Annotated in this window: 23 protein-coding genes, 3 tRNA genes and 1 pseudogene; 11 read left to right on the top strand and 16 right to left on the bottom strand. The window is 54.9% G+C overall.

Annotated features, from left to right (window positions below; genetic code table 11):
* Window positions 1–7: 7 nt before the first annotated feature.
* The 7 genes and pseudogenes from hflX to nnr form a co-directional block, all read right to left on the bottom strand.
* Window positions 8–1288 carry a ribosome rescue GTPase HflX gene (gene hflX / locus ACQ3G7_RS08065; protein WP_430889463.1) on the bottom strand — a complete coding sequence of 427 codons (1281 nt, stop codon included), beginning with the start codon at window positions 1286–1288 and terminating at the stop codon, window positions 8–10.
* 74 nt (window positions 1289–1362) lie between these two features.
* Entirely contained in the window at window positions 1363–1668 is a 306-nt protein-coding gene (hfq, locus tag ACQ3G7_RS08060; protein WP_007372739.1) for an RNA chaperone Hfq, read from the bottom strand.
* Between the two features lie 97 nt (window positions 1669–1765).
* Window positions 1766–2716, bottom strand: coding sequence for a tRNA (adenosine(37)-N6)-dimethylallyltransferase MiaA (gene miaA / locus ACQ3G7_RS08055; protein WP_430889731.1), 951 nt, complete (start codon window positions 2714–2716; stop codon window positions 1766–1768).
* Window positions 2709–4571, bottom strand: a complete 1863-nt coding sequence (mutL, locus tag ACQ3G7_RS08050) for a DNA mismatch repair endonuclease MutL (protein WP_430889462.1) — start codon at window positions 4569–4571, stop codon at window positions 2709–2711. Before mutL ends, miaA begins: the two co-directional genes overlap by 8 nt.
* A 10-nt stretch (window positions 4572–4581) precedes the next feature.
* On the bottom strand, window positions 4582–5916 hold the full coding sequence (gene amiB / locus ACQ3G7_RS08045) for an N-acetylmuramoyl-L-alanine amidase AmiB (protein WP_430889730.1): 1335 nt from the start codon (window positions 5914–5916) through the stop codon (window positions 4582–4584).
* Between the two features lie 16 nt (window positions 5917–5932).
* Window positions 5933–6394 (bottom strand): tRNA (adenosine(37)-N6)-threonylcarbamoyltransferase complex ATPase subunit type 1 TsaE, encoded by a 462-nt coding sequence (gene tsaE / locus ACQ3G7_RS08040; protein ID WP_430889461.1) that lies wholly within the window; start codon window positions 6392–6394, stop codon window positions 5933–5935.
* Window positions 6387–7914: pseudogene (gene nnr / locus ACQ3G7_RS08035) on the bottom strand (bifunctional ADP-dependent NAD(P)H-hydrate dehydratase/NAD(P)H-hydrate epimerase). Before nnr ends, tsaE begins: the two are co-directional and overlap by 8 nt.
* Between nnr and queG the strand changes: the two are divergent.
* Window positions 7913–9052, top strand: coding sequence for a tRNA epoxyqueuosine(34) reductase QueG (queG, locus tag ACQ3G7_RS08030; RefSeq protein WP_430889460.1), 1140 nt, complete (start codon window positions 7913–7915; stop codon window positions 9050–9052). The pseudogene nnr and the gene queG sit on opposite strands and share 2 nt — an antisense overlap.
* 268 nt (window positions 9053–9320) lie before the next feature.
* Here queG and ACQ3G7_RS08025 read toward each other — a convergent pair.
* From ACQ3G7_RS08025 to orn, 4 genes are all read right to left on the bottom strand, one after another.
* Window positions 9321–9396, bottom strand: a tRNA-Gly gene (locus tag ACQ3G7_RS08025).
* 73 nt (window positions 9397–9469) lie between these two features.
* Window positions 9470–9545: transfer RNA gene (locus ACQ3G7_RS08020), tRNA-Gly, on the bottom strand.
* Between the two features lie 63 nt (window positions 9546–9608).
* Window positions 9609–9684: transfer RNA gene (locus ACQ3G7_RS08015), tRNA-Gly, on the bottom strand.
* Between the two features lie 250 nt (window positions 9685–9934).
* Window positions 9935–10480, bottom strand: coding sequence for an oligoribonuclease (gene orn, locus ACQ3G7_RS08010; protein ID WP_430889459.1), 546 nt, complete (start codon window positions 10478–10480; stop codon window positions 9935–9937).
* Between the two features lie 94 nt (window positions 10481–10574).
* Here orn and rsgA point away from each other — a divergent pair, with 94 nt between their 5' ends.
* The 3 genes from rsgA to mscM all read left to right on the top strand — a co-directional run bounded on the left by rsgA (window position 10575) and on the right by mscM (window position 16054).
* Window positions 10575–11630 carry a small ribosomal subunit biogenesis GTPase RsgA gene (gene rsgA, locus ACQ3G7_RS08005; RefSeq protein WP_430889458.1) on the top strand — a complete coding sequence of 352 codons (1056 nt, stop codon included), beginning with the start codon at window positions 10575–10577 and terminating at the stop codon, window positions 11628–11630.
* A 100-nt stretch (window positions 11631–11730) separates the two neighbouring features.
* Window positions 11731–12699, top strand: a complete 969-nt coding sequence (gene asd, locus ACQ3G7_RS08000) for an archaetidylserine decarboxylase (protein WP_430889457.1) — start codon at window positions 11731–11733, stop codon at window positions 12697–12699.
* 22 nt (window positions 12700–12721) lie between these two features.
* Window positions 12722–16054, top strand: a complete 3333-nt coding sequence (gene mscM, locus ACQ3G7_RS07995; protein ID WP_430889456.1) for a miniconductance mechanosensitive channel MscM — start codon at window positions 12722–12724, stop codon at window positions 16052–16054.
* A 109-nt stretch (window positions 16055–16163) separates the two neighbouring features.
* Here mscM and epmA read toward each other — a convergent pair whose 3' ends face one another.
* Complete coding sequence (gene epmA, locus ACQ3G7_RS07990) at window positions 16164–17141, bottom strand: elongation factor P--(R)-beta-lysine ligase (protein WP_263098344.1); 978 nt, start codon at window positions 17139–17141, stop codon at window positions 16164–16166.
* Window positions 17142–17447: 306 nt separating this feature from the next.
* Here epmA and frdA point away from each other — a divergent pair, with 306 nt between their 5' ends.
* The 5 genes from frdA (at window position 17448) to blc (ending at window position 21347) form a co-directional block, all read left to right on the top strand.
* On the top strand, window positions 17448–19238 hold the full coding sequence (gene frdA / locus ACQ3G7_RS07985; protein ID WP_263098345.1) for a fumarate reductase (quinol) flavoprotein subunit: 1791 nt from the start codon (window positions 17448–17450) through the stop codon (window positions 19236–19238).
* A complete protein-coding gene (locus tag ACQ3G7_RS07980) occupies window positions 19231–19965 on the top strand; it encodes a succinate dehydrogenase/fumarate reductase iron-sulfur subunit (RefSeq protein WP_263098346.1) in 735 nt (244 codons plus the stop codon). The genes frdA and ACQ3G7_RS07980 overlap by 8 nt, the downstream gene beginning before the upstream one ends.
* A 10-nt stretch (window positions 19966–19975) precedes the next feature.
* A complete protein-coding gene (gene frdC / locus ACQ3G7_RS07975) occupies window positions 19976–20371 on the top strand; it encodes a fumarate reductase subunit FrdC (RefSeq protein WP_263098347.1) in 396 nt (131 codons plus the stop codon).
* A 10-nt stretch (window positions 20372–20381) separates the two neighbouring features.
* Window positions 20382–20741: a fumarate reductase subunit FrdD gene (gene frdD / locus ACQ3G7_RS07970; RefSeq protein ID WP_263098348.1), complete on the top strand. Its 360-nt coding sequence runs from the start codon at window positions 20382–20384 to the stop codon at window positions 20739–20741.
* Window positions 20742–20825: 84 nt separating this feature from the next.
* Window positions 20826–21347, top strand: a complete 522-nt coding sequence (gene blc / locus ACQ3G7_RS07965) for an outer membrane lipoprotein Blc (RefSeq protein WP_430889455.1) — start codon at window positions 20826–20828, stop codon at window positions 21345–21347.
* Here the strand turns inward: blc and sugE are convergent.
* Window positions 21344–21661, bottom strand: a complete 318-nt coding sequence (sugE, locus tag ACQ3G7_RS07960) for a quaternary ammonium compound efflux SMR transporter SugE (RefSeq protein ID WP_430889454.1) — start codon at window positions 21659–21661, stop codon at window positions 21344–21346. The two genes, blc and sugE, sit on opposite strands and share 4 nt — an antisense overlap.
* Before the next feature lie 263 nt (window positions 21662–21924).
* Between sugE and ACQ3G7_RS07955 the strand changes: the two genes are divergently transcribed.
* Window positions 21925–22527, top strand: a complete 603-nt coding sequence (locus ACQ3G7_RS07955; protein ID WP_430889453.1) for a helix-turn-helix transcriptional regulator — start codon at window positions 21925–21927, stop codon at window positions 22525–22527.
* Window positions 22528–22556: 29 nt separating this feature from the next.
* Here the strand turns inward: ACQ3G7_RS07955 and ecnB are convergent, their stop codons facing one another.
* The 3 genes from ecnB to efp form a co-directional block, all read right to left on the bottom strand.
* Entirely contained in the window at window positions 22557–22703 is a 147-nt protein-coding gene (gene ecnB / locus ACQ3G7_RS07950; RefSeq protein WP_061498526.1) for a lipoprotein toxin entericidin B, read from the bottom strand.
* Between the two features lie 99 nt (window positions 22704–22802).
* Entirely contained in the window at window positions 22803–22934 is a 132-nt protein-coding gene (locus ACQ3G7_RS07945) for an entericidin A/B family lipoprotein (protein ID WP_430889729.1), read from the bottom strand.
* A gap of 58 nt (window positions 22935–22992) precedes the next feature.
* The gene (efp, locus tag ACQ3G7_RS07940) at window positions 22993–23559 is read right to left on the bottom strand and encodes an elongation factor P (protein WP_131407187.1); all 567 of its coding nucleotides are present in this window, start codon (window positions 23557–23559) and stop codon (window positions 22993–22995) included.
* A gap of 41 nt (window positions 23560–23600) precedes the next feature.
* Between efp and epmB the strand changes: the two genes are divergently transcribed.
* On the top strand, window positions 23601–24629 hold the full coding sequence (gene epmB / locus ACQ3G7_RS07935; protein WP_430889452.1) for an EF-P beta-lysylation protein EpmB: 1029 nt from the start codon (window positions 23601–23603) through the stop codon (window positions 24627–24629).
* Window positions 24630–24667 lie beyond the last annotated feature (38 nt).

Here is a 24667-nt window from a genome sequence, read left to right as displayed (position 1 = left end):
GTGCCGGTCAGACGACGTACTCTTCGAGTGCCGGTTCTTGTTTACAGAGTCGACGCCAGTCGACAATCGGCATACGCACCTGCATACCTACGCTGCCATCGTCTTCCATCCACTCTTTTTCTATTGCCTGAAGCTGATAAAACCGACTTCTCAGGCGCCCTTCCTGCGGAGGCAAACGCAGCGTGTGCTGCGCCACTTCCCCGGCAAGACGCTCCGTCAAAGCCTGGAATAACAGTGGTACGCCAACACCGGTCTGCGCTGAGAGCCAGACACGGATTGGTTTATTCTCTTCATCCCTGTCGATACGCGGCTCGAAGTCTTCCAGCATATCGATCTTGTTCATGACCAGCAGCGTCGGGATCTCGTGCGCTTCAATTTCTTCAAGCACCGTATTCACTGCGTCAATGTTTTCCTGCACACGGACATCGGCGGCGTCGATCACATGCATCAGCAGCGTCGCCTGACGCGTCTCCTGCAAGGTCGCTTTAAATGCCGCCACCAGGTCGTGTGGCAGATGGCGGATAAACCCTACGGTATCCGCCAGCACCGTTTCCCCGACATCCGCCACATCAATACGACGCAGCGTGGGATCCAGCGTTGCGAACAGTTGGTCTGCCGCATACACCTGCGCTTCAGTGATGTGGTTAAACAGCGTCGACTTGCCGGCGTTGGTATAACCCACCAGCGAAACCGTTGGGATATCGACTTTCGTGCGGGAGCGACGCCCTTGTTCACGCTGCTTTTCAACCTTCTCAAGGCGCGCCAGGATCTGGGTAATACGATTACGCAACAAACGACGGTCGGTTTCGAGCTGGGTTTCACCCGGACCGCGTAAACCAATCCCGCCTTTTTGTCGTTCAAGGTGGGTCCAGCCACGCACCAGACGCGTCGCCAGGTGGCGCAACTGCGCCAGTTCAACCTGCAATTTCCCCTCGTGCGTACGAGCACGCTGGGCAAAAATATCCAAAATCAGACCGGTGCGATCGATAACACGGCACTCGCACAGTCTTTCCAGGTTACGTTCCTGGGCTGGGGTCAGCGCATGATCAAAGAGCACAACGGAAGCACCCACGGCTTTTACGGCATCCGCAATTTCAACTGCTTTACCTTCGCCAACGAAATACTTAGGGTGCGGTGCTTTACGGCTACCGGTAATCACCTGCATTGCTTCGACACCGGCGGAAGAGACCAGAGATTCAAACTCCTGGAGGTCTTCCATATCTTTGTCTTGCGAAAAATAGATGTGTACCAGTACCGCCTGCTCACCGGCTTCATAACGGTCAAACAAGCGTAAACCCTCAAAAAAGATCAGCGGGGAACGCAGATTTTCTGGCTCCCCGATGTAGATAAACAGCAAAAACCTTATTCGGTTTCTTCGCCGTCCTGCTGTGCAGAGCCCTGCGCGTTGCTACCATGATGGTAGTTACTGCTGGTACCGCCGCCGGCATTGTTGCTGTGATGAGAAACCGGACGAGATGGAACAACAGTAGAAATCGCGTGCTTATAGACCATCTGGCTGACCGTGTTTTTCAACAGGATCACGAACTGATCGAAAGACTCAATTTGCCCTTGCAGCTTAATACCATTCACCAAATAAATTGAAACTGGAACACGTTCCCGACGCAGTGCGTTCAGGAACGGATCTTGTAAAGATTGCCCCTTAGCCATTCTATCTTTTCCTTATATGCTTGTTTTGTACTTAGAACCCGAAGGCTCTGAAAACTGCGTAAAAAATTCGCGCACGATACGACTTAATTGTACACATTCACCCTGCGATAGCACGAACAACCTGTAACACGTCCTGGTAAGACTTTTCTGGCTTTTCACTCTCTAACCAGTGGACGCCATCCCAGCCGCGCAGCCATGTCATCTGTCGCTTGGCTAACTGCCTCGTGGCGCAAATACCTCGATAAACCATTTCATCGTATGAAATCTCACCTTCAAGATACGACCACATCTGGCGGTATCCCACACAACGAATGGAAGGCATCTCCGTATGCAAATCTCCGCGAGCAAAAAGCGCCCGCACTTCTGCTTCAAAACCTGAAGCCAACATCTGATGAAACCGCTGCTCAATGCGTTGATGGAGCAGTTCACGGCTCGCCGGGGCGATGGCGAACTGATGCACCTGGTAAGGCAGAGCGTCTCCCGACGTTTGCGTCAGATCTGTTAAAGTTTTACCCGAAATGAAAAAAACTTCCAGTGCCCGGGAAAGCCTTTGCGGATCATTTGGATGAATCCGCGCTGCAGCAACCGGATCGATCTCCCGCAACTGCTGGTGCAACGCTTCCCATCCACGCTCTGCCGCTTGTTTTTCAATCTCTGCTCTGACTTTTGCATCCGCGGATGGCAAGGGCGATAACCCCTCCAGCAGCGCCTTGAAGTAGAGCATCGTACCGCCCACCAGCAGCGGAATGCGTCCTGCTTCGGTGATCGCACGCATTTCCGCCAACGCATCGCGGCGGAAATCCGCTGCGGAATACGCCTGCGCCGGGTCGAGAATATCCAACAACCGGTGCGGTGCGGCGTGTAACTCTTCCGCGTTCGGCTTTGCGGTACCGATATCCATGCCCTGATAGATAAGGGCAGAATCCACGCTTATCAACTCAACAGGCAAAACTTTACGCAACGCAATGGCTAACGCCGTTTTACCCGAGGCCGTCGGCCCCATCAGAAAAATAGCCTTAGGCAGGCCAGCCTTACTCACTTCACTCATCATTCAGGGCGTTCATTGCCGTTTGTAAATCAACAGGTTGTAATAAACCATCCGGTGGGGACTTCACCAGATGCGGACAAAGCCGTTCGACGTCGGCCAGCAGGGTAATAGCCTGCGCCACACTCCATTGCGGATGATCGCTCGCCAGATGACGAGCCAGCCACTGGGCAATATTCACCGCATCAATGCTTGTCTGCTGCGCCAGGTAGCCTATCAGTTCAGGAATCAAGATTTGTAAATTTTGTTGGCGCAAGGGTAAAGGCACGGCACGAATGGTCACGTGCTGGCCATCCGGTACAAATTCAATGCCCATTTTTGCCAACACCGGCTGCGCCTGTTTCAACGCCGCGCTCTCTTGCGCCGAAATTTTTAAACGCACCGGAATCAGCAACGGCTGACCGCAGGCGGGCGCATTGGCAGGAGAAAGCTGAGCATGGCGTAACCAACGCTCCGCGACGGGAAGCGCCAGCAATGCCAGCAGCCCGTTACGCTCAAGCAGTGCGTAGTGCGGCGCGATCAGCGTTAAAACGCGGCCAAAACTCTGGCTGTGCCCTTCCAGCGCGGGCGCTGCGGGCTGTGGCGCTTCATTTTTGCGCTCCACGACAGGCGTATCCAGCAACTGACGATACAGCGCGCCCTGCTGCTTTTGGTAACCCAGTTGCGCATGCGGCCAGGTGGGCGTTGTGCCCGTACTGCTGCTGTTGCGGGGAGCCGGAGCGGTGTTGGTTGGCATGCGCGGGGCATCCGGTTCACGAGCGACCAGCGGTTGAGAAAACTGGTTACGTCCTGCCGCCACTCGGTTCTCCGGCAACGCTCGTGGCGCAGGTTCGTCTGTTAGCGGCAAGGGTGCGTCGAGCTGCTGTTGCAGCACGCTGAGCACCCCCTGGTAGATAAAATCATGCACCAGTCGCGATTGATGGAAGCGCACTTCATGCTTCGCCGGGTGCACATTGACGTCCACCTGATGCGGATCGATCTCCAGATAGAGCACGAAAGCGGGTTGCTGATCGGCGCCCAGTTTATCTTCACAGGCCTGTCGGATTGCGTGATTGATCAACCGGTCGCGCATCATTCGGCTGTTCACATAGCAATACTGGATCTCAGCAAAAGCCGTCGTGGTCTGTTTAGGGTCCGCCACCCAGCCGCGCAGGGATAAGTCGCCATGCTGCCACTCAATGGCCAGCGCTTGTTCCAGAAAGGCGGTGCCGCAAATCGCCCCAAGACGGCGTTCTTTTTGCCCGCCTTCAGCGACCGCGCGATACTGACGCACCAGCTTACCGTTATGCGTGAGATTGATAGCGACATCAAAACGCGCCAGCGCAATACGACGGATAACCTCATCGATATGGTTGAATTCGGTTTTTTCCGTACGCATAAATTTACGGCGCGCCGGCGTGTTGTAGAACAGATCCAGCACTTCCAGCGTGGTGCCCACCGGGTGCGCGGCAGGTTTGACCGTCACTGCCATATCACGCCCTTCGGCGTAGGCCTGCCACGCTTCTTGCTGTTCCGCAGTACGGGAGGTGAGCGTTAAACGGGAAACAGAGCTGATACTGGCCAGCGCTTCGCCACGGAACCCGAGGCTAATAATGGCCTCGAGATCGTCCAGCGAGGCAATTTTACTGGTGGCGTGACGCGCCAGCGCCAGTGCCAGTTCCTCTTTGTTGATGCCGCAGCCGTTATCGCGGATACGGATAAGCTTGGCGCCGCCGCGTTCAATATCAATATCGATTCGCGTAGCGCCTGCATCAAGACTGTTTTCAACCAGCTCTTTCACCACCGACGCAGGGCGCTCCACCACTTCGCCAGCGGCGATTTGGTTCGCAAGCTGCGGCGGCAGAACCTGTATCGGCATGAAAATATCCTTAGTTAAGCAGACCGTTCGCAGGCGCCGCGGCGCTGGCTGTCTGCCCGCCTCCGCTTTGTGGCGCGGACTGCAACGGATGTGCGAGGAAATAGTTACGCAGACCGCCGTATATCGCTTCAGCGATCTGTTGTTGGTAATTGTCGCTCCCCAACAAACGCTCTTCTGCGGAATTACTGATAAAGCCCGTTTCAACCAGCACAGAAGGGATATCCGGGGAGCGCAGCACACCTAAGCTGGCGTGTTCCGGGCGACGCTTATGTAACGCGCCCACACGCTCAAGCTGGCCCAGCATACTGGTGGCGACATCATAACCGACGCGCTGGGAATGGCCGAATTGTAAATCCAGCACCGCCTGGCTCAGATAGGGGTCAGACTGGCTATTGGCCAGCACATCCCCGGCACCTCCCAACAGTTCCGATTGTTTCTCATGCTGTTCCAGCCAGCCCGCCATTTCACTGTTTGCACGGCGGTTTGACAGTACCCATACCGAGGCACCGGTTGCATCGCGATTCGGCGCAGCGTCCGCATGGATAGAAACCAGGAAATTAGCGTTCTGCTTACGCGCCACATCGGAACGCCCCATCACCGAAATAAAATAGTCGCCGTCGCGGGTCATCACCGGTTTGAACATCGGGTCATCATTCAACAACGCACGCAATTTACGGGCGATGGAGATGGTCACGTTTTTCTCTTGCGTTCCGCCTGCGCCAATCGCACCGGGATCCTGACCACCGTGTCCGGCATCAATGGCGATAACCACTTTGTCACCGGATACAGCGCGTGTCTGCACCGCCGGGCGAGTCACCGTATTACTGCTGGTCACGCTGGTAATGCGATCGTTATCCGCTTTAAACGGATTGCGCGCAGGCGTTGAAGGCTGTGCAGGACGAGAGGTAAAAACAGGCGTATCGTTACGCTGCACCACTGCTTTAGGTGGTGGTGGCGGCACATCGGCATCAATCGTAAAGACCACGTTGTAACCCGCGCCGCTTTGCTGCTTCACCGCCCGGGTTTTGCCATTTTGCGTTAAATCCACCACCAGACGGATCGACTGATTATCTTTTGCCGTCCCGGCACGGATACTTTTGACCAGATTGTTGCCGCTAAACTGCAGCGGCAGGCCCTGGATAATGCCGGTCTGTTTGATATCCAGCGCGACGCTACGCTTATCCTGCTGCGTAAACGCATATTCAGGATCGCCCATAAAGCTGAAAGTGATACGCGCCTGGCTGTCGCCATTGGAGACCTGAATATCCGCCAGGCTTGCCGCCCCCGCCTGCGTACAAAGCAGTAAGAACGCAGCCGCCAACCAACCTTTAACGCGAGAGATCATCACGTTATCCTTCCTGTCAACCGGCCATACGCGCCAGTAACGAATCGCCAGATGAGGATACCGCGCGAATGCGCGCCTCACGCCCCTGAGCCTGGTAATCTAAATGGATTTCGACATCCGGGTCAGGCAGTACACCCGCACCTTGTTGCGGCCACTCAACCAGGCAAATGGCATCATTGGCAAAATAATCGCGGATGCCCATAAATTCCAGCTCCTCAGGATCCACAAGACGATACAGGTCGAAGTGATACACCGTCAGCGAGTCGAGAGTGTACGGTTCAACGAGGGTATAGGTCGGGCTTTTGACATTCCCGTGATGACCCAGGGCCTGTAAAAATCCCCGGCTGAAGGTGGTTTTACCCGCGCCGAGATCGCCATACAGATAAATCACCGTCGCACCGACGCAAGCCTGCGCCACACGCGTGCCGAGATCCAGTGTTGCTTGCTCGTCAGGTAAAGGAATAACTCGATTAATCATCTTTTGTATCAACTACATCCGGGTTAACAACACGCCAAAGCGCCGTAAATAGATCGGTAGCCAGCATACCGCGCATACCGAATTGCGCCGCCAGCCTGTCTGCCGCAGCGCCATGAGCAACACATCCCGCGCAGGCCGCATCCCAGGGCGTCAATTTCTGCCCGAGTAGCGCGCCAATAATGCCTGACAAAACATCCCCCATGCCGCCGCTCGCCATACCGGCGTTACCGGCATCAACAATGGCCATTTCGCCCTCTGCACTGGCAACGACAGTACCCGCGCCTTTCAGCACAACCACACCGGCGTACCGTTTTACCAGGCGCTGCGCGGCGAGCAGGCGATCGCTTTCGATCTCCGCCACGCTGCAATTCAGCATGCGCGCAGCCTCGCCAGGGTGCGGCGTCAGTACGCGATTGTGACGTTTATCGGGATTGATTGCCAGAAGGTTCAACGCATCCGCATCCCATAGCATCGGTTTACGGAAATTCTCTACCTTTTGCAGCGCTTTTTTGCCCCACTCCTGCTGCCCAAGTCCCGGGCCGATCACCACTACATCCGCCCATTCAAGGCTCTCATCCAGCGAGGCGCTGGTCAGCTCATGAACCATCAATTCCGGGCGGGCGGTAAGCAGCGGCGCGATATTCTCGCTGCGCGTCAGCACACGCACCAGGCCAGCGCCTGCGCGCAGTGCTGCCTCGCCAGCCATGCGAATCGCCCCGGCGGTACCGTGATCGCCGCCAATGATCAGCAGGCGGCCATGATCGCCTTTATGTGACGTCGGGCGACGCGGCGTAAACCAGCGGCAAAGCTGGCTGGCATCAAACCGGGTCAGTGCTGTCTCTTGCCCGCTTAACCAGGATTCCAGTCCCAGCGCATGATGATGAAGCTGCCCTACGACATCCCGCGCCTTGCCTGTCAACAAGCCAGGTTTAAGGGCGATAAAGGTGATGGTGTGATGAGCCTGAATAACAGCGCCCGGCGCGGCGCCCGTTTGTGCATTAAGACCGGAAGGAATGTCCAGCGCCAATACCGGAGCCGGATGGGCGTTAGCGTGGTCGATCAATTGTGCGACATTGTCGCGCGGCGCACTGGCGAGCCCGGTGCCCAGCAGGCCATCGATAATCAAATCCACCTGTTCCGGCCAGAGAATGTCAGGGGCATGGATCACGCCACCCGCGTTAAGCCAGGCATCCCGCGCCTGCGCAGCCTCTTCCGGCAGCGGTTTGTTGCTCTCCAGCGCCAGCAATGTCACCTGTATTCCCGCTGCGGCGGCAAGCCTGGCAACCACATAACCATCGCCGCCGTTATTGCCGTGCCCACAGAGCACCAGCCAGCAACGCGCGTCGGGAAACTGCTCCCGCGCCACAGTAAAAGCGGCTTCGCCTGCACGTAACATCAGCTCGTAAAGCGTAATGCCGAAGCTGTCCGCCGCCTCTTTTTCAGCGCGTTTAAGGTCATCAGCAGGCCAGATGGAGTGTGGTATACTTGCTGCGATTTTCTTCATTTTTATGGTCCGTCATGTCACAGCCCCTCGATCTCAATCAGTTAGCGCAACAAATCAAACAGTGGGGCTCTGAACTGGGTTTTCAGCATGTCGGTATTACCGATACCGATCTCAGCGCCAGCGAACCGAAGCTGCAGGCGTGGCTGGATAAACAATATCATGGCGAGATGGAGTGGATGGCGCGTCACGGTATGATGCGCGCCCGTCCCCACGAGCTTCTCCCCGGCACGCTGCGCGTGATCAGTGTGCGCATGAATTACCTTCCTGCGCAGGCCGCTTTCGCCAGCACGCTGAAAAACCCAACGCTCGGCTATGTCAGCCGTTATGCGCTGGGCCGCGATTATCATAAGCTGCTGCGTAACCGGCTTAAAAAGCTCGGCGAGATTATTTCGCAGCAATGTGCTTCGCTGAATTTTAGACCTTTTGTGGATTCCGCGCCTATTCTTGAGCGCCCACTGGCAGAAAAAGCCGGGCTTGGCTGGACAGGTAAGCACTCACTTATCTTAAGCCGCGATGCGGGCTCATTTTTCTTTCTGGGCGAATTGCTGATTGATTTGCCCCTGCCTGTCGATAAGCCGGTGGAAGAAGGCTGTGGGCGTTGCGTGGCTTGCATGACGATTTGCCCTACCGGCGCGATTGTCGAGCCGTATACTGTCGATGCCCGCCGCTGTATCTCTTATCTCACGATTGAGCTTGAAGGCGCTATTCCGGAAGCGTTGCGCCCCCTGATCGGCAACCGTATCTATGGTTGCGATGATTGCCAACTCATTTGCCCATGGAATCGCTACTCGCAACTGACCAACGAGGACGATTTCAGCCCACGTAAAGCGCTGCATGCGCCCGCGTTGATCGATCTGTTCGCCTGGAACGAGGCGCATTTTCTGAAAGTGACAGAAGGGTCGGCGATTCGCCGCATTGGTCATTTACGCTGGCTGCGTAATATTGCCGTCGCCCTGGGCAATGCCCCGTGGGAAGAAGCCACTATTCAGGCGCTGGAGCAGCGTCTTGGTGAGCACCCACTTCTCGATGAACACATACAGTGGGCGATTGCGCAGCAAAAAGAGAAGCGAAACGCCTGCCGCGTTGAGGTACAGATGCCGAAACAGCAGCGGCTGGTCAGGGTGGTGGAAAAAGGTCTGCCGCGCGACGCCTGAGCCATCCACAGCTTGTGAATAAAATAAAAAACACATTGCGATTCAATGACCACAAATTCGTCAAGTGATCACATTAACAATTTGATATGTTATTTTGTTTTTATTTTACAGGCAGTTAAAAAAATATTATTCACCCTTCAAAGTAATCATTATGTTGCGAATGAAAGACTGGCCTGTGGATAAGTCTGTTTACAACACTTTCCTGAAGGAAATAAAAAACGTCCCCAGCGAAGCATTCCGCTGTGGATAATTTTTTGATGTGAAAATTTGGAGCGGGAAACGAGACTCGAACTCGCGACCCCGACCTTGGCAAGGTCGTGCTCTACCAACTGAGCTATTCCCGCATACTTATCTGGACCAGCTTGCTTGCCGGGGCCAGTAAATCTGGATGGTGCGTGCCTTTCGGCATTTCAAATTTGGAGCGGGAAACGAGACTCGAACTCGCGACCCCGACCTTGGCAAGGTCGTGCTCTACCAACTGAGCTATTCCCGCATATTTATCTGGTTTCAGCTTCATTGCCGACGCCAGTAAATTTGGATGGTGCATTTCAAATTTTGGAGCGGGAAACGAGACTCGAACTCGCGACCCCGACCTTGGCAAGGTCGTGCTCTACCAACTGAGCTATTCCCGCTTATCATCGATTTTTCAGTAAGTTAGAACTACTTTTTACTGAAATTTCGTGATGCCGTGTTTCACATTTCTGTGTCTTCACGGGAGGCGCATTATACGAGAAATCCTTCCTGCTGCAAGCCCCTGAAAGCAAATTTTCGCTTTTTTTGTTTAAATGCCGATTTAATCGACAAAGTGCACATTTTTACAGCAAACCCACGCCAGCACTGGCTTACAGGGCCAGAAAAAAACCGACCCTGCGCGCATGAACATTACAACTTAATAAAATGTTCGCGATACCAGGCCAGCTCAGCCACGGATTCGCGAATGTCATCCAGCGCCTGATGCGTATTCTGTTTTTTCAGTCCTTCCAGCACTTCCGGTTTCCAGCGGCGAGCCAGCTCTTTCAGCGTGCTGACGTCCAGGTAGCGATAATGGAAGTAAGCCTCCAGTTCCGGCATGTACTTAAACAGAAAACGGCGGTCCTGACCGATGCTGTTGCCGCAAATGGGCGATTTCCCCTCCGGCACCCACTCTTTTAAGAACGCGAGGGTAGCCAGCTCCGCGGCGCGATCATCCAGTTGACTGGCCTTCACGCGATCCACCAGCCCGCTGCCGGTATGCGTACGCACGTTCCAGTCATCCATTAACGCCAGTTGTGCGTCGGTTTGATGCACGGCGATGACCGGCCCTTCCGCCAGAATGTTCAGGTTTGCATCGGTCACCAGCGTCGCGATCTCAATAATGCGATCGCGCTCGGGATCTAACCCCGTCATTTCCAGATCGATCCAAATGAGGTTGTTTTCATTTGCGCTCATGCTATTTTCCACCCTTCTCGCGTAACTATATTCATCTAGAATTGCGTGTATCATAGTTGTTTTGCCCATCCAGGGCGACCAGGAGCCAGCACGATTGAGTAAAAATAAACTCTCCAAAGGGCAGCAGCGCCGCGTCAAAGAGAACCACCAGCGCCGGTTGAAAACCTCTACGGAGAAAGCTGACTATGATGACAACCTGTTCGGCGATCCGTCCGAAGGCGTTGTGATCAGCCGCTTTGGCATGCATGCCGATGTGGAATCCGCCGACGGCGAAGTGCATCGCTGTAATATTCGTCGCACGATCCGTTCGCTGGTCACCGGCGACCGGGTGGTCTGGCGTCCTGGCAAAGAAGCGGCAGAAGGCGTCACGGTAAAAGGCATTGTCGAAGCCGTACACGAACGCACCACGGTACTTACGCGCCCCGATTTTTATGATGGCGTAAAACCCATCGCCGCCAATATCGATCAAATTGTGGTGGTGTCGGCGATCCTGCCAGAGTTGTCGCTGAACATTATCGATCGATACCTTGTCGCCTGCGAAGCCTTGCAGGTTGAGCCACTGATCGTGCTGAACAAAATCGATCTGCTGGACGATGACGGTATGAATTTCGTCAATGAGCAGATGGATATCTACCGCAATATCGGCTATCGCGTGCTCATGGTTTCCAGTCATGCACAGAATGGCCTTAATCCGCTGATTGAGGCGCTGACCAACCGCATCAGTATCTTTGCCGGGCAGTCCGGCGTGGGGAAATCGAGCCTGCTTAACACGTTGCTCGGGTTGCAAGAGGAGCAGATCCTCACCAACGACGTTTCCGACGTCTCCGGTCTCGGGCAGCACACCACCACCGCCGCTCGCCTTTATCACTTCCCGCACGGCGGCGATGTGATTGATTCTCCTGGCGTTCGCGAATTTGGCCTCTGGCACCTTGAACCGGAACAAATCTTCAACGGTTTTGTCGAATTCCATGACTATCTGGGCCAGTGCAAATACCGGGATTGCAAACACGACACGGACCCGGGTTGCGCCATTCGCGAAGCGGTCGATAAAGGCGAAATTGCTGAAAGCCGTTTCGAAAATTATCACCGCATCCTGGAAAGCATGTCGCAAGTAAAAACGCGTAAAAGCTTTTCTGAATCAGATGACTGACAACTAAGCTAAGCATCGCTAGAATCGTCCCCTTTTTAGAAAAGGATCCGACGCCCGGCGGCGGATCAGGAACGACAAAAACAATGGCCTGGAGGCTACCTTGTTAAACGCATTTAAACTTTCGCTTCAATACATTCTGCCGAAACTGTGGCTCACTCGCCTGGCGGGCTGGGGCGCAAGCAAACGCGCGGGCTGGCTGACCAAACTGGTTATCGATCTGTTTGTGAAATACTACAAGGTCGATATGAAAGAGGCGCAGAAGCCCGATACCGCCAGCTACCGCACCTTTAATGACTTTTTTGTACGCCCGCTGCGCGACGACGTTCGCCCGCTGAATACCGACCCTAATGTGCTGGTGATGCCGGCAGACGGCGTGGTGAGCCAGCTTGGCGCTATCGAAGAAGATAAGATCCTGCAGGCCAAAGGCCATAACTACAGCCTTGAAGCCCTGCTGGCAGGCAACTACCTGATGGCCGATCTGTTCCGCAACGGCAGTTTTGTCACCACCTATCTCTCTCCGCGTGACTATCATCGTGTTCATATGCCGTGTAACGGCATTCTGCGTGAAATGATTTACGTGCCGGGCGATCTCTTCTCCGTTAACCACCTGACAGCGCAAAACGTGCCGAACCTGTTTGCCCGTAACGAACGCGTGATCTGTCTGTTTGATACAGAGTTCGGCCCGATGGCGCAAATTCTCGTCGGCGCGACCATTGTCGGCAGTATCGAGACCGTCTGGGCAGGAACCATTACGCCGCCGCGCGAAGGGATCATCAAGCGCTGGACCTGGCCTGCTGGCGAAAGCGAAGGCGCGGTTGCATTGCTGAAAGGTCAGGAAATGGGCCGCTTCAAGCTGGGCTCCACCGTGATTAACCTGTTTGCACCGGGCAAAGTGACGCTGGCGGAACAGCTGCAAAGTCTGTCGGTCACCAAAATTGGTCAACCGCTGGCAGTGTCCACCGAAACGTTCGCCCCTGTCGAAACTGAACAGGCGTCTTTGCCGGAAGCGGAAATCAACGCCGAACACGACGCCAGCCCGCTGGTGGACGCCAGGAAAGACGAAGGTTAATCCCCAAAACAGGAAGACTGATGTGCGCCTGATTATCACATTTCTGATGGCCTGGTGCCTCAGCCTGGGGGCCATGGCGGCATCGGCCCCCGATGCCAGACAAATTACGCAGGAACTGGAGCAAGCCAAAGCGGCGAAGAACACGCCTGACCAGGCGGAAACTGTCGAGCTGCTCCAGGCTGCGCTCAACGCGCTTGAAGAACGTAAAGGTTCACTTGAGCGCGCTCAGCAGTACCAACAAGTCATTGATAATTTCCCTAAACTTTCCCGCACCCTGCGTTCTCAACTGGACAACCTGCGCGACGACCCCAAATCCGTCCCGGCGGGCATGAGCAGCGACGCGCTGAACCAGGAAATCCTGCAAGTCAGCAGCCAGTTACTGGAGAAGACCCGCCAGGCGCAACAGGAACAAGAGCGCGCACGGGAAATCAGTGATTCCTTAAACCAGCTTCCACAGCAGCAAACCGACGCGCGTCGCCAGGTAACCGAAGTGGAACGCCGCCTGGGGGCGCAAAATGCGACAACACCGCTGGCGCAGGCGCAAAATCTCAGCGCACAGGCAGAATCGGCGAAACTGAAAGCGCTGGTGGATGAACTGGAGCTGGCGCAACTGTCGGCCAATAACCGCCAGGAATTGTCGCGCATGCGTTCCGAACTGGCGCAAAAGCAGAGCCAGCAACTGGATGCCTACCTGCAAGCCTTGCGCAATCAGCTTAATAGTCAGCGTCAGCGTGAAGCCGAGCAGGCGCTGGAAAGCACCGAACTTCTGGCGGAGAACAGCGATAATCTCCCTGTCGGTATTGTTGAACAGTTCCGAATCAACCGCGAGCTGTCGCAGGCGCTTAACCAACAGGCGCAGCGTATGGATCTGGTGGCATCTCAGCAGCGCCAGGCTACCGGGCAGACGTTGCAGGTGCGCCAGGCGCTCAATACGCTGCGTGAACAATCCCAGTGGCTGGGCGCATCAAATATGCTCGGTGAAGCGTTGCGCGCACAGGTTGCCCGTTTACCGGAAATGCCCAAACCGCAGCAACTGGACACCGAAATGGCGCAGTTGCGCGTGCACCGCATGCGTTACGAAGATCTGCTGAACAAGCAACCGCAACTACGGCAAATACGCCAGGCGGACGGCCAGCCGCTCACAAACGAGCAGAACCGTATTCTGGAAGCACAGCTGCGCACTCAGCGCGAGTTACTGAACTCGTTATTACAGGGCGGCGATACGCTGATCCTTGAGCTGACCAAGTTGAAAGTTTCCAATAGCCAGTTGGAAGATGCGCTGAAAGAGGTGAATGAGGCGACCCACCGCTATCTGTTCTGGACGGCAGATGTCAGCCCTGTCACCTTCGCATGGCCGATTGAAATCGTCCAGGATCTGCGCCGTCTGCTGTCTCTGGATACTGCCAGCCAGTTGGGCAAGGCCAGCGCCATGATGCTCACCAGCAAAGAGACGTTATTCCCGCTGTTTGGCGCCTTGATTCTGGTGGGATTCAGCATTTACTCGCGCCGGCACTTTACCCGCTTTCTGGAGCGTTCCAGCGCCCGTGTCGGTAAAGTCACCCAGGATCACTTCTGGCTCACTATGCGCACGGTGTTCTGGTCCATTCTCGTCGCCTCTCCTTTACCGGTGCTATGGGCAACGCTGGGTTATGGTTTACAGGAAGCCTGGCCTTATCCCCTGGCGGTCGCCGTTGGCGACGGTGTGACTGCCACAGTGCCGCTACTGTGGGTGGTGATGATTTGCGCCACCTTTGCCCGACCTACCGGGTTGTTCGTCGCGCACTTTGGCTGGCCGCGCAATCGCGTCGCGCGCGGTATGCGTTACTACCTGATGAGCATTGGCCTGATCGTACCGTTGATCATGGCGTTGATCATGTTTGATAACCTCAACGATCGGGAGTTCTCCGGATCGCTGGGCAGACTCTGTTTTATCCTTATCTGCGGTGCACTGGCGCTGGTGACGCTGAGTCTGAAACGCGCCGGGATCCCACTGTACGTGGATAAAGCCGGCAACAGCGACAATATGCCAAACCGCCTGCTGTGGAACCTGCTGATGAGCGCGCCGTTGATTGCCATTCTCGCAGCATCTGTCGGCTATCTGGCCACGTCGCAGGCGCTGCTGGCCAGGCTGGAAACCTCCGTCGCCATCTGGTTCCTGTTGCTGGTGGTTTATCACATCATCCGCCGCTGGATGCTGATTCAGCGCCGCCGTCTGGCCTTCGAACGCGCCCGCCACCGCCGCGCGGAAATCCTCGCCCAACGTGCACGCGGCGAAGATGAGCCGCCGCATCAAACCAGCACCGAAGGGGTTGCCGACGTCGATGAGGCAGAAGTCGATCTTGATGCCATCAGCGTGCAGTCCTTGCGGCTGGTGCGCTCTATTCTGATGCTGATCGCGTTACTGTCGGTCATTGTGCTGTGGTCAGAAATTCATTCCGCTTTCGGCTTCCTTGAAAATATCACCCTGTGGGACGTCACCTCGACTGTGCAGGGCGTGGAAAGTCTGGAGCCGATTACGCTGGGCGCGGTGCTGATTGCCATTCTGGTGTTTATCATCACCACGCAGCTGGTACGCAACCTCCCGGCGTTACTGGAGCTGGCGCTGTTGCAGCACCTTGAACTCGCGCCAGGCACCGGTTATGCCATTACCACCATTACCAAATATCTGCTGATGCTGTTTGGCGGGCTGGTGGGGTTCTCGATGATCGGTATTGAGTGGGCAAAACTGCAGTGGCTGGTGGCTGCTCTGGGCGTCGGTCTCGGCTTTGGTTTGCAGGAGATCTTCGCCAACTTTATCTCCGGTTTGATCATTTTGTTTGAAAAACCGATCCGCATCGGCGACACCGTGACGATCCGCGATCTGACCGGCAGCATCACAAAGATCAACACCCGCGCCACCACCATCAGCGACTGGGATCGCAAAGAGATCATCGTGCCGAACAAGGCCTTTATCACCGAGCAGTTTATCAACTGGTCGCTGTCGGACTCCGTGACCCGTGTGGTGCTGACGGTTCCGGCGCCAGCAGACGCTAACAGCGAAGAGGTCACACAGATCCTTTACACTGCAGCCGCACGCTGCTCGCTGGTGATTGATAACCCGGCGCCGGAAGTGTTCCTGGTCGATCTGCAACAAGGGCTGCAACTGTTTGAGCTGCGTATTTACGCTGCGGAGATGGGACACCGTATGCCGCTGCGCCACGAAATCCACCAGTTAATTCTGGCAGGCTTCCGTGAGCACGGTATCGATTTGCCGTTCCCACCGTTCCAGATGCGCCTTGAAAGTCTCGACGGTAAACGCACAGCGCGAACGCTGACATCAGCAGGCAAAAACAGCAGGCCAGCGGGAAGTTTGTAGAGCAGAATATTCAGCGCCTGATGGCGCTATGCTTATCAGACTTGTGGATTCATCAGAACAGGGGGTTGTGAGCCGGGTCGGCGCAACTGCCTCCCGGCAAAGATGATATTCAAGCCCGGTCGACGGTAAAGGCAATAACATCCGCCAGGCTTTCTGCCTGCAATGCCAGCATCACCAGACGATCAACGCCCAGCGCCACGCCGGAGCAGTCCGGCAGGCCCGCTTTCAGAGCTTCCAGCAGGTTCACATCCACCGGCTGCTGCGGCAGACCGCGCGCCGCGCGTTTGCGGTTGTCCTGCTCGAAACGCTGCTGCTGCTCGCGAGCGTCGGTGAGTTCATGGAAACCATTCGCCAGCTCGATCCCCTTGAAGTACACCTCAAAACGCTCAGCAACGCGGTGATCTTCGGTGCTGATCTGCGCCAGCGCGGCCTGGCTTGCCGGGAAGTGGTAAACAAAAGTCGGACGATCTTTACCGATCTGCGGCTCCACGCCCATCGTAAACAGCAGTTGCAGCAGCGTATCGCGATCTTCTTCGGTGTCGGCAATATTGCTCAGATCAAGCTTTGCCGCCACTTCGCGCAGTTGGGTTTTATCGGCAGAGAGCGGATCCACCTCCAGGTAACGCTGGAACGCTTGTTGGTAAGAGATCGATTCCGCTGCCGGGCACTCCAGCACCTGCTGCAATAAATCATCCACTTCATTCATTAAGCGGTACATATCGTAATGCGGACGATACCACTCAAGCATGGTGAATTCCGGGTTGTGATGACGCCCCATCTCTTCGTTACGAAAGCTTCTGCACAACTGGAATACTGGCCCGCAACCCGCAGCCAGCAAGCGCTTCATATGGTATTCCGGGCTGGTCATCAGATAGAGATTAAGCCCCTGAGAGTGGCCCGGCCCGACAAAACGGGTCTCAAACGGGAACAGATGAATGTCTGTTACCGTTGCCTGGCTCATACAGGGCGTTTCCACCTCGAGCACGCCGCGATCGGCGAAGAAACGACGGATCTCAGCCATAATGGCTGCTCGTTTCAATAGATTAGGGATGGATGCGCTCGGCTGCCAGGTTGCCGTCTCGCTCATGGTGCTTTCTCCGAATTCAGACAAGGGCACGAAGTCTACCCGCATCGATCCACAGAGACAAATTTTGCACAAAAAATTTTCACTTATGTCGTCTATAAATAATGAGGGGCATTTATGTGCTGATATCTGTCAATATCGATGATGCATCACACTAAAGAACGGCAAAAAAATCGAACACATCAAATTTCCCTTCCATCCCTACGGTTATACTGCGCTTACCCAAAAAGGAGCAGTGGAACATTTCCGCAACTACCTCAAGCGCTTCAGGCTTATCGTTGCGGAACAACAATAATCTGGAGGAATGTCGTGCAAACCTTTCAAGCCGATATCGCTGTGATTGGCGCAGGCGGAGCAGGATTACGCACCGCGATCGCTGCGGCGCAAGCCAACCCTAACGCTAAAATCGCACTGATTTCAAAAGTCTATCCCATGCGCAGCCATACGGTTGCTGCAGAAGGCGGTTCTGCCGCCGTCGCCCAGGATCATGACAGCTTCGAGTACCATTTCCACGATACCGTTGCTGGCGGTGACTGGCTTTGCGAACAGGATGTCGTCGACTATTTTGTGCACCATTGCCCGACAGAGATGACCCAACTTGAACAGTGGGGTTGTCCGTGGAGTCGCCGACCCGACGGTTCGGTCAACGTGCGCCGCTTCGGCGGGATGAAGATCGAACGTACCTGGTTCGCGGCCGATAAAACCGGCTTCCACATGTTGCATACGCTGTTTCAAACCTCCCTTCAGTTTCCGCAAATCCAACGCTTCGATGAACATTTTGTGCTGGATATTCTGGTCGACGACAACCATGCTCGTGGCCTGGTGGCGATGAACATGATGGAAGGCACACTGGTGCAAATCCGTGCGAATGCCGTGGTAATGGCAACGGGCGGCGCGGGTCGCGTTTACCGTTACAACACCAATGGTGGCATTGTCACCGGCGACGGTATGGGCATGGCGCTGGCGCACGGTATACCGCTGCGTGATATGGAATTTGTGCAGTATCACCCGACCGGTCTGCCCGGTTCCGGCATTCTGATGACGGAAGGCTGCCGTGGTGAAGGCGGGATCCTCGTCAACAAAAATGGCTATCGCTATTTGCAGGATTACGGCATGGGACCGGAAACGCCCCTGGGAGAACCGAAAAACAAATATATGGAGCTGGGTCCGCGCGATAAAGTATCGCAGGCGTTCTGGCATGAGTGGCGCAAAGGCAACACCATCTCCACGCCGCGCGGCGATGTGGTGCACCTCGACTTGCGTCATCTTGGCGAGAAAAAGATCAAGGAACGTCTGCCGTTTATCTGCGAACTGGCGAAAGCCTACGTTGGGGTCGATCCGATCAAAGAACCGATCCCGGTGCGCCCGACTGCACACTACACCATGGGCGGTATCGAAACCGATCAGAACTGCGAATCCCGCATCACCGGGCTGTTTGCCGTGGGCGAGTGCTCTTCTGTCGGCCTGCACGGCGCCAACCGCCTTGGTTCGAACTCACTGGCGGAACTGGTGGTGTTTGGTCGCCTGGCCGGTGAACGCGCGATGGAGCGTTCTGCCACCGCAAGCCACGCCAATGACGATGCGCTGAATGCGCAGGCGGCGGATGTCGAACAGCGTCTGAAAAAGCTGGTTAACCAGCAAGGTAACGAAAGCTGGGCGAAAATCCGTGATGAAATGGGCGAATCCATGGAAGAAGGCTGCGGTATTTACCGTACGCCGGAACTGATGCAGAAAACCGTGGATAAACTGGCGGAGCTGCAGGAGCGCTTTAAACGCGTGCGTATCACCGATACCTCCAGCGTGTTCAACACGGATGTGCTCTACACCATTGAACTGGGTCATGGCCTGAACGTGGCGGAATGTATGGCGCACTCCGCGCTGGCGCGTAAAGAGTCCCGCGGTGCCCATCAACGTCTGGACGAAGGCTGTACCGAACGCGATGACGTCAACTTCCTCAAGCATACCCTTGCCTTCCGCGACGCTGACGGCGCAACACGGCTGGAATACAGCGACGTGAAAATCACCACGCTGCCACCGGCAAAACGCGTTTACGGTGCAGAGGCGGAAGCGACCGAGAAGAAGGAGACGAACAATGGCTGAGATGAAAAATCTGAAAGTCGAGATCGTGCGCTATAACCCGGAAGTTGACAACGCACCGCACAGCGCCTTTTACGATGTGCCCTACGACGAAGCAACCTCGCTGCTCGACGCGCTGAGCTATATCAAAGACAACCTTGCGCCTGACCTGAGCTATCGCTGGTCGTGCCGTATGGCGATTTGCGGCTCATGCGGGATGATGATCAACAAGGTGCCCAAACTGGCCTGTAAGACCTTCCTGCGTGACTATGAGAAAGGGATGAAGGTGGAAGCGCTGGCGAACTTCCCGATCGAGCGCGATCTGGTGGTCGACATGACCCACTTTATCGAGAGCCTCGAGGCGATTAAGCCTTATGTCATCGGCAATACGCGTACACCCGATCAGGGGCCGGGGAAACAGACACCGGCGCAAATGGCGAAATATCACCAGTTCTCCGGCTGCATCAACTGTGGTTTGTGCTATGCCGCGTGTCCTCAGTTTGGCCTGAACCCTGAGTTCATTGGCCCGGCGGCGATCACGCTGGCGCATCGTTACAATCTGGACAACCGCGATAAGGGTAAAGCAGAGCGTATGGGGCAACTGAACGGCCAGAACGGCGTGTGGAGCTGCACTTTTGTCGGCTATTGCTCGGAAGTGTGTCCGAAGCATGTCGATCCCGCTGCCGCTATTCAGCAGAGCAAGGTGGAAAGCTCGAAAGACTTTCTTATCGCCACTCTGAAACCACGCTAAGGAGTGCATTATGACGACTAAACGCAAAGCCTGGGTTCGTCCTGTACCCGCAAGCTGGTGGAAACAACTGCCGTTTTATCGCTTCTATATGCTGCGTGAAGGAACGGCGGTGCCAGCAGTCTGGTTCAGCATCGTGCTGATTTACGGGCTCTTTGCCCTCAAACACGGCCCGGAAAGCTGGACCGGTTTTGTAGACTTCCTGCAAAACCCGATTGTGGTAGTTCTTAACCTGATTTCGCTGGCGGCAGCACTGCTGCACACGAAAACCTGGTTCGAACTGGCGCCGAAAGCGACGATCATCATCGTGAAAGATGAAAAAATGGGGCCAGAGCCAGTGCTGAAAGCGCTCTGGGCGGTTACAGCGGTGGTCACTGTCGTGATCCTGTTTGTCGCACTGTTCTGGTAAGGAGGCCAAGGTGATTAACCCGAATCCAAAACGTTCCGACGAACCCGTATTCTGGGGCTTGTTTGGCGCAGGCGGTATGTGGAGCGCAATTGTTGCTCCGGTGATTATCCTGCTGGTGGGTGTGTTGCTGCCGCTGGGGCTCTACCCCGCAGAAGCACTCAGCTATGAGCGCGTACTGGCGTTTGCGCAAAGCTTTATTGGCCGCGCCTTTATCTTTTTGATGATTGTATTGCCGGTGTGGTGCGGCTTGCACCGTATCCACCATATGATGCATGACTTAAAAATCCACGTGCCTAGCGGTAAATGGGTATTCTACGGCCTTGCCGCCATTCTGACCGTGGTGACACTGGTCGGCGTGATTTTTATTTGATACCTGTCGCTCTCCTGCGCAAGCGGGAGAGCAAATTTTCCCCCAGCGTCTATACCTGAAAGAAAATGCTGGAAGGAAAATCTTATGCGTTTTCTCCTCGCTGTTGCAGCCGCGTTTTTACTTTCTGCCTGTAGTTCCCCCACACCTCCCGACGGCGTTCAGGTTGTTCAAAATTTTGATGCGCAACGCTACCTGGGAAAATGGTACGAGATTGCCCGTTTTGATCACCGCTTCGAGAGCGGTCTGGAGCAGGTCACCGCCACTTACAGCCTGCGCGATGACGGGGGATTAAACGTGATAAACCGTGGCTATAACCCGGATCGCGGTATGTGGCAGCAATCAACGGGTGAAGCGTATTTCACCGGAAACCCCCGCACTGCGGCGCTGAAAGTCTCGTTTTTCGGTCCCTTCTACGGTGGATACAATGTTATCGCGCTGGATGATAATTACCGCTATGCGCTGGTCTGCGGGCCGGATCGTGACTACCTGTGGATCCTGTCGCGCACGCCATCCCTCCCCGCAAATGTTAAACAACAGATGCTGGAGATCGCGTCGCGACAGGGTTTCGCCGTGGAAAAATTACTCTGGATTAAACAAGCGCCTTAATGGGCGCTGAGTTTCAGACCAACAATCCCCGCAACGATCAGACACAGACTGAAAACGCGCGCCAGACTTGCGGATTCGCCAAGCAATACAATGCCGGCAATCGCCGCGCCGACGGCGCCAATCCCGGTCCAGATGGCATATGCTGTACCAACCGGCAGGGTTTTCATTGCCCATGAGAGCAGCACAATACTGGCGACCATGGCCGTGACGGTGACAATGCTGGGGGTTAAGCGTGTGAATCCATGAGTGTATTTCAGGCCGACGGCCCAAACCACTTCCAGAAGACCTGCAACAAGAAGAATAAACCAGGACATTATTGGCTCCGGTGCGGGGCCGTCCCCGTTGAACATGCACACTGGCGGGTCGTCCCGTCAGGCGTTTGAAGAGGGTCGATTCTGACCATTTCAGTTTATTATTTCAACATTTTTGTGCTTACCTAATTTTAGGAGGTTAAAGCAAGAAATAGCCACTGTTCGCAGCGGAATTCAGTCATTTATTCAGCATATATACACCCTATGATGAATCGCTTTCCTGAATACAGGAAGTTGTGCGCCACCTCCTGACTGCGAAGAAAAATATGTTCAAGATTCTCGTGATTGACCGTTGTTACTTCACCCGTTCAGGGATGGAATCCTGGCTCAATCAAAATGATTTGTTCCCCGCATCATTCCTTGTAACCGCACTGCATAATTTGATGCTGGCGAGAGAGCATATTGTGCAATGGCAGCCAGATTTAGTGATCGCCGACCTTCACGGTTTTAAGAATGAAATCCATCATAGTCAACAACTTGCCTCTCTTTTTTCTGCCTGCGGTGAAGATACTCAGGTGATGCTGCTGGAATCCGGCGAAGATGCGCAACTCTCAGAAATCTATGCGCAATTCAGGGTTAAAACAACGTTGCTGAAAACAGCACCACTGGACACGTTAGCGCAAGCCATTGATGCCCTCGTGCTCGCCCGTCCTGTGCGCGCAATACCGCATGTTGCCACGCCTTTACTGACAAAGCAGGAAGAGAAAGTATTAACGCTGTGGATGGAAGGCAGAAGCAATCAGACGATTGCCGCCAAACTGAGTATCAACGGCAAAACCGTCTACACCTATAAGCGCAATATCAGAATGAAACTGGGCATGGGGAACCGATTTACACCGTTCCTGTCGCTACCAGAAAGCTCAAATTAACGGTACGACGAACGCCGTACCGATAGAGGTTACTGCTGTGCTTTGGTTGCCGCGCCAGAGATCGCGCTACCGCCTTCAGAGATATCCTGACCTACACCTCGAGTGGTATTACAGGCCGTCAGAGCAGAGGAAAGGAGCAGTACAGAAAAGATCGCAGCAATTGTCTTCTTAACCATAATATCTTCCTTTTGTGACCAATATTGTTAGCCACTTAAGCATAGACAAGATTCCGGAACGTTACCGGAACAGAGGCATTTTTAAGAAGATGTGAAGTTTTAGTTGGCCGCGCGGGAAATAACATGACCAAGACTCTGGATATCTTCACCGACGCCGCGCGCGGTATTGCAGCCAGACAGAAGAGCACAACCAAGAAGTATCAGTGAGACAAGTTTCGCAAAACGTTTCATCATCCCGGCCCTGAGAAATTCAGCGGCGTAGCACGGCGCTACGCCGAAGTCGTGAGGATTATTTCACGCGAGATACATATTCGCCAGAGCGGGTATCCACTTTAATCACTTCACCGATCTGCACGAACAGCGGAACTTTAACCACTGCGCCAGTGCTCAGGGTTGCCGGTTTGCCGCCAGTACCCGCAGTATCACCTTTCAGACCCGGATCGGTTTCAATGATTTCCAGTTCCACGAAGTTCGGCGGAGTCACGGAGATCGGCTGACCGTTCCACAGGGTCACGATGCACTCAGCCTGGTCCAGCAGCCATTTTTCGCTGTCGCCAATCGCTTTCGCGTCTGCGGACAGTTGCTCGAAAGTTTCGTTGTTCATGAAGTGCCAGAACTCACCGTCGTTGTACAGGTAAGTCAGGTTCATATCGACAACGTCCGCGCCTTCAGCAGAGTCAGTAGACTTGAAGGTTTTCTCTACGCGGGTACCGGTCAGCAGGCGACGCAGCTTAACGCGCGCAAATGCCTGGCCTTTACCTGGTTTCACGAATTCACTGGCTTCAACCGCGTACGGTTCGCCGTCCATCATGATTTTAAGACCGGCACGAAAATCGTTGCTATAGTAAGTCGCCATAAGGCCCTCTGAAATTGTTAACTGGTAGCTTAGCCAAAAAAATGGCACACATTGTAACCCTAAAAACCCCTTCCAGAGAAGATTGGTTATTGCAACTTGCCGATGTAATAACCGATCCCGATGAACTGTTACGTATTTTAAATGTAGACCCGGATGCGCAAATGCTGGCCGGACGCGAAGCAAAACGCCTTTTTCCCTTGCGCGTACCACGGGCTTTTGTGGCGAGAATGGAGAAAGGGAACCCGAACGATCCTCTGCTACGTCAGGTACTTACCGCTGCCGAAGAGTTTATTGCAGCGCCAGGCTTCAGCGCCGATCCGCTGGAAGAACAACACAGTGTGGTGCCGGGGTTACTGCACAAATACCGCAACCGCGCCCTGCTGCTGGTAAAAGGCGGTTGCGCCGTAAATTGCCGTTACTGCTTCCGCCGCCACTTTCCGTACGCCGATAACCAGGGCAACAAACGCAACTGGCAAGGTGCGCTGGACTATATCGCCACGCACACGGAGCTGGATGAGATTATTTTTTCCGGCGGCGATCCGCTGATGGCGAAAGATCATGAGCTGGACTGGCTGATTGAACAACTGGAAGCAATCCCCCATATCAAGCGTTTGCGCATCCATAGCCGTCTGCCAATAGTGATCCCGGCGCGTATCACCGACACGCTGACGGCCCGTTTCGCGCGCTCGTCGTTGCAGATCCTGCTGGTTAATCATATTAACCACGCCAGGGAGATCGATGATGATTTCTGCGCGGCGATGGCCAGACTACGTCAGGCCGGCGTAACGCTGCTGAACCAAAGTGTGTTGCTGCGCGGAGTGAATGATAACGCACAAACGCTGGCGGACCTGAGCAATGCACTGTTCGACGCGGGAGTGATGCCTTATTACCTGCACGTGCTGGATAAAGTTCAGGGCGCTGCGCATTTTATGGTGAGCGATGAGGAAGCGCGGAATATCATGCGCGAATTGCTGAAGCAGGTTTCAGGCTATATGGTGCCGAAACTGGCTCGTGAAATTGGCGGTGAACCCAGCAAGACGCCGTTAGATCTGCAATTACGTCAGAGCTAAAAAACACGGCTATGCCACGAGACAGAGCATAGCCGTGA

Origin of the sequence: Kosakonia sp. N21, assembly GCF_050587465.1 — a bacterium.
Lineage (GTDB): Bacteria > Pseudomonadota > Gammaproteobacteria > Enterobacterales > Enterobacteriaceae.
The sequence above is the reverse complement of the archived record's forward strand: the minus strand, read 5'-3'. Positions and strand labels throughout refer to the sequence as shown.

Excerpts from the sequence above, each read along its gene's own strand:
- ACQ3G7_RS07955 (WP_430889453.1), top strand. The coding sequence starts at position 21,925 with ATGTTCAAGATTCTCGTGATTGACCGTTGTTACTTCACCCGTTCAGGG.
- ecnB (WP_061498526.1), bottom strand. The coding sequence starts at position 22,703 with ATGGTTAAGAAGACAATTGCTGCGATCTTTTCTGTACTGCTCCTTTCC.
- ACQ3G7_RS07980 (WP_263098346.1), top strand. The coding sequence starts at position 19,231 with ATGGCTGAGATGAAAAATCTGAAAGTCGAGATCGTGCGCTATAACCCG.
- efp (WP_131407187.1), bottom strand. The coding sequence starts at position 23,559 with ATGGCGACTTACTATAGCAACGATTTTCGTGCCGGTCTTAAAATCATG.
- blc (WP_430889455.1), top strand. The coding sequence starts at position 20,826 with ATGCGTTTTCTCCTCGCTGTTGCAGCCGCGTTTTTACTTTCTGCCTGT.
- hfq (WP_007372739.1), bottom strand. The coding sequence starts at position 1,668 with ATGGCTAAGGGGCAATCTTTACAAGATCCGTTCCTGAACGCACTGCGT.
- frdC (WP_263098347.1), top strand. The coding sequence starts at position 19,976 with ATGACGACTAAACGCAAAGCCTGGGTTCGTCCTGTACCCGCAAGCTGG.
- tsaE (WP_430889461.1), bottom strand. The coding sequence starts at position 6,394 with ATGATTAATCGAGTTATTCCTTTACCTGACGAGCAAGCAACACTGGAT.
- queG (WP_430889460.1), top strand. The coding sequence starts at position 7,913 with ATGTCACAGCCCCTCGATCTCAATCAGTTAGCGCAACAAATCAAACAG.
- ACQ3G7_RS07945 (WP_430889729.1), bottom strand. The coding sequence starts at position 22,934 with ATGAAACGTTTTGCGAAACTTGTCTCACTGATACTTCTTGGTTGTGCT.
- miaA (WP_430889731.1), bottom strand. The coding sequence starts at position 2,716 with ATGAGTGAAGTGAGTAAGGCTGGCCTGCCTAAGGCTATTTTTCTGATG.
- mutL (WP_430889462.1), bottom strand. The coding sequence starts at position 4,571 with ATGCCGATACAGGTTCTGCCGCCGCAGCTTGCGAACCAAATCGCCGCT.
- amiB (WP_430889730.1), bottom strand. The coding sequence starts at position 5,916 with ATGATCTCTCGCGTTAAAGGTTGGTTGGCGGCTGCGTTCTTACTGCTT.
- epmA (WP_263098344.1), bottom strand. The coding sequence starts at position 17,141 with ATGAGCGAGACGGCAACCTGGCAGCCGAGCGCATCCATCCCTAATCTA.
- epmB (WP_430889452.1), top strand. The coding sequence starts at position 23,601 with ATGGCACACATTGTAACCCTAAAAACCCCTTCCAGAGAAGATTGGTTA.
- sugE (WP_430889454.1), bottom strand. The coding sequence starts at position 21,661 with ATGTCCTGGTTTATTCTTCTTGTTGCAGGTCTTCTGGAAGTGGTTTGG.
- orn (WP_430889459.1), bottom strand. The coding sequence starts at position 10,480 with ATGAGCGCAAATGAAAACAACCTCATTTGGATCGATCTGGAAATGACG.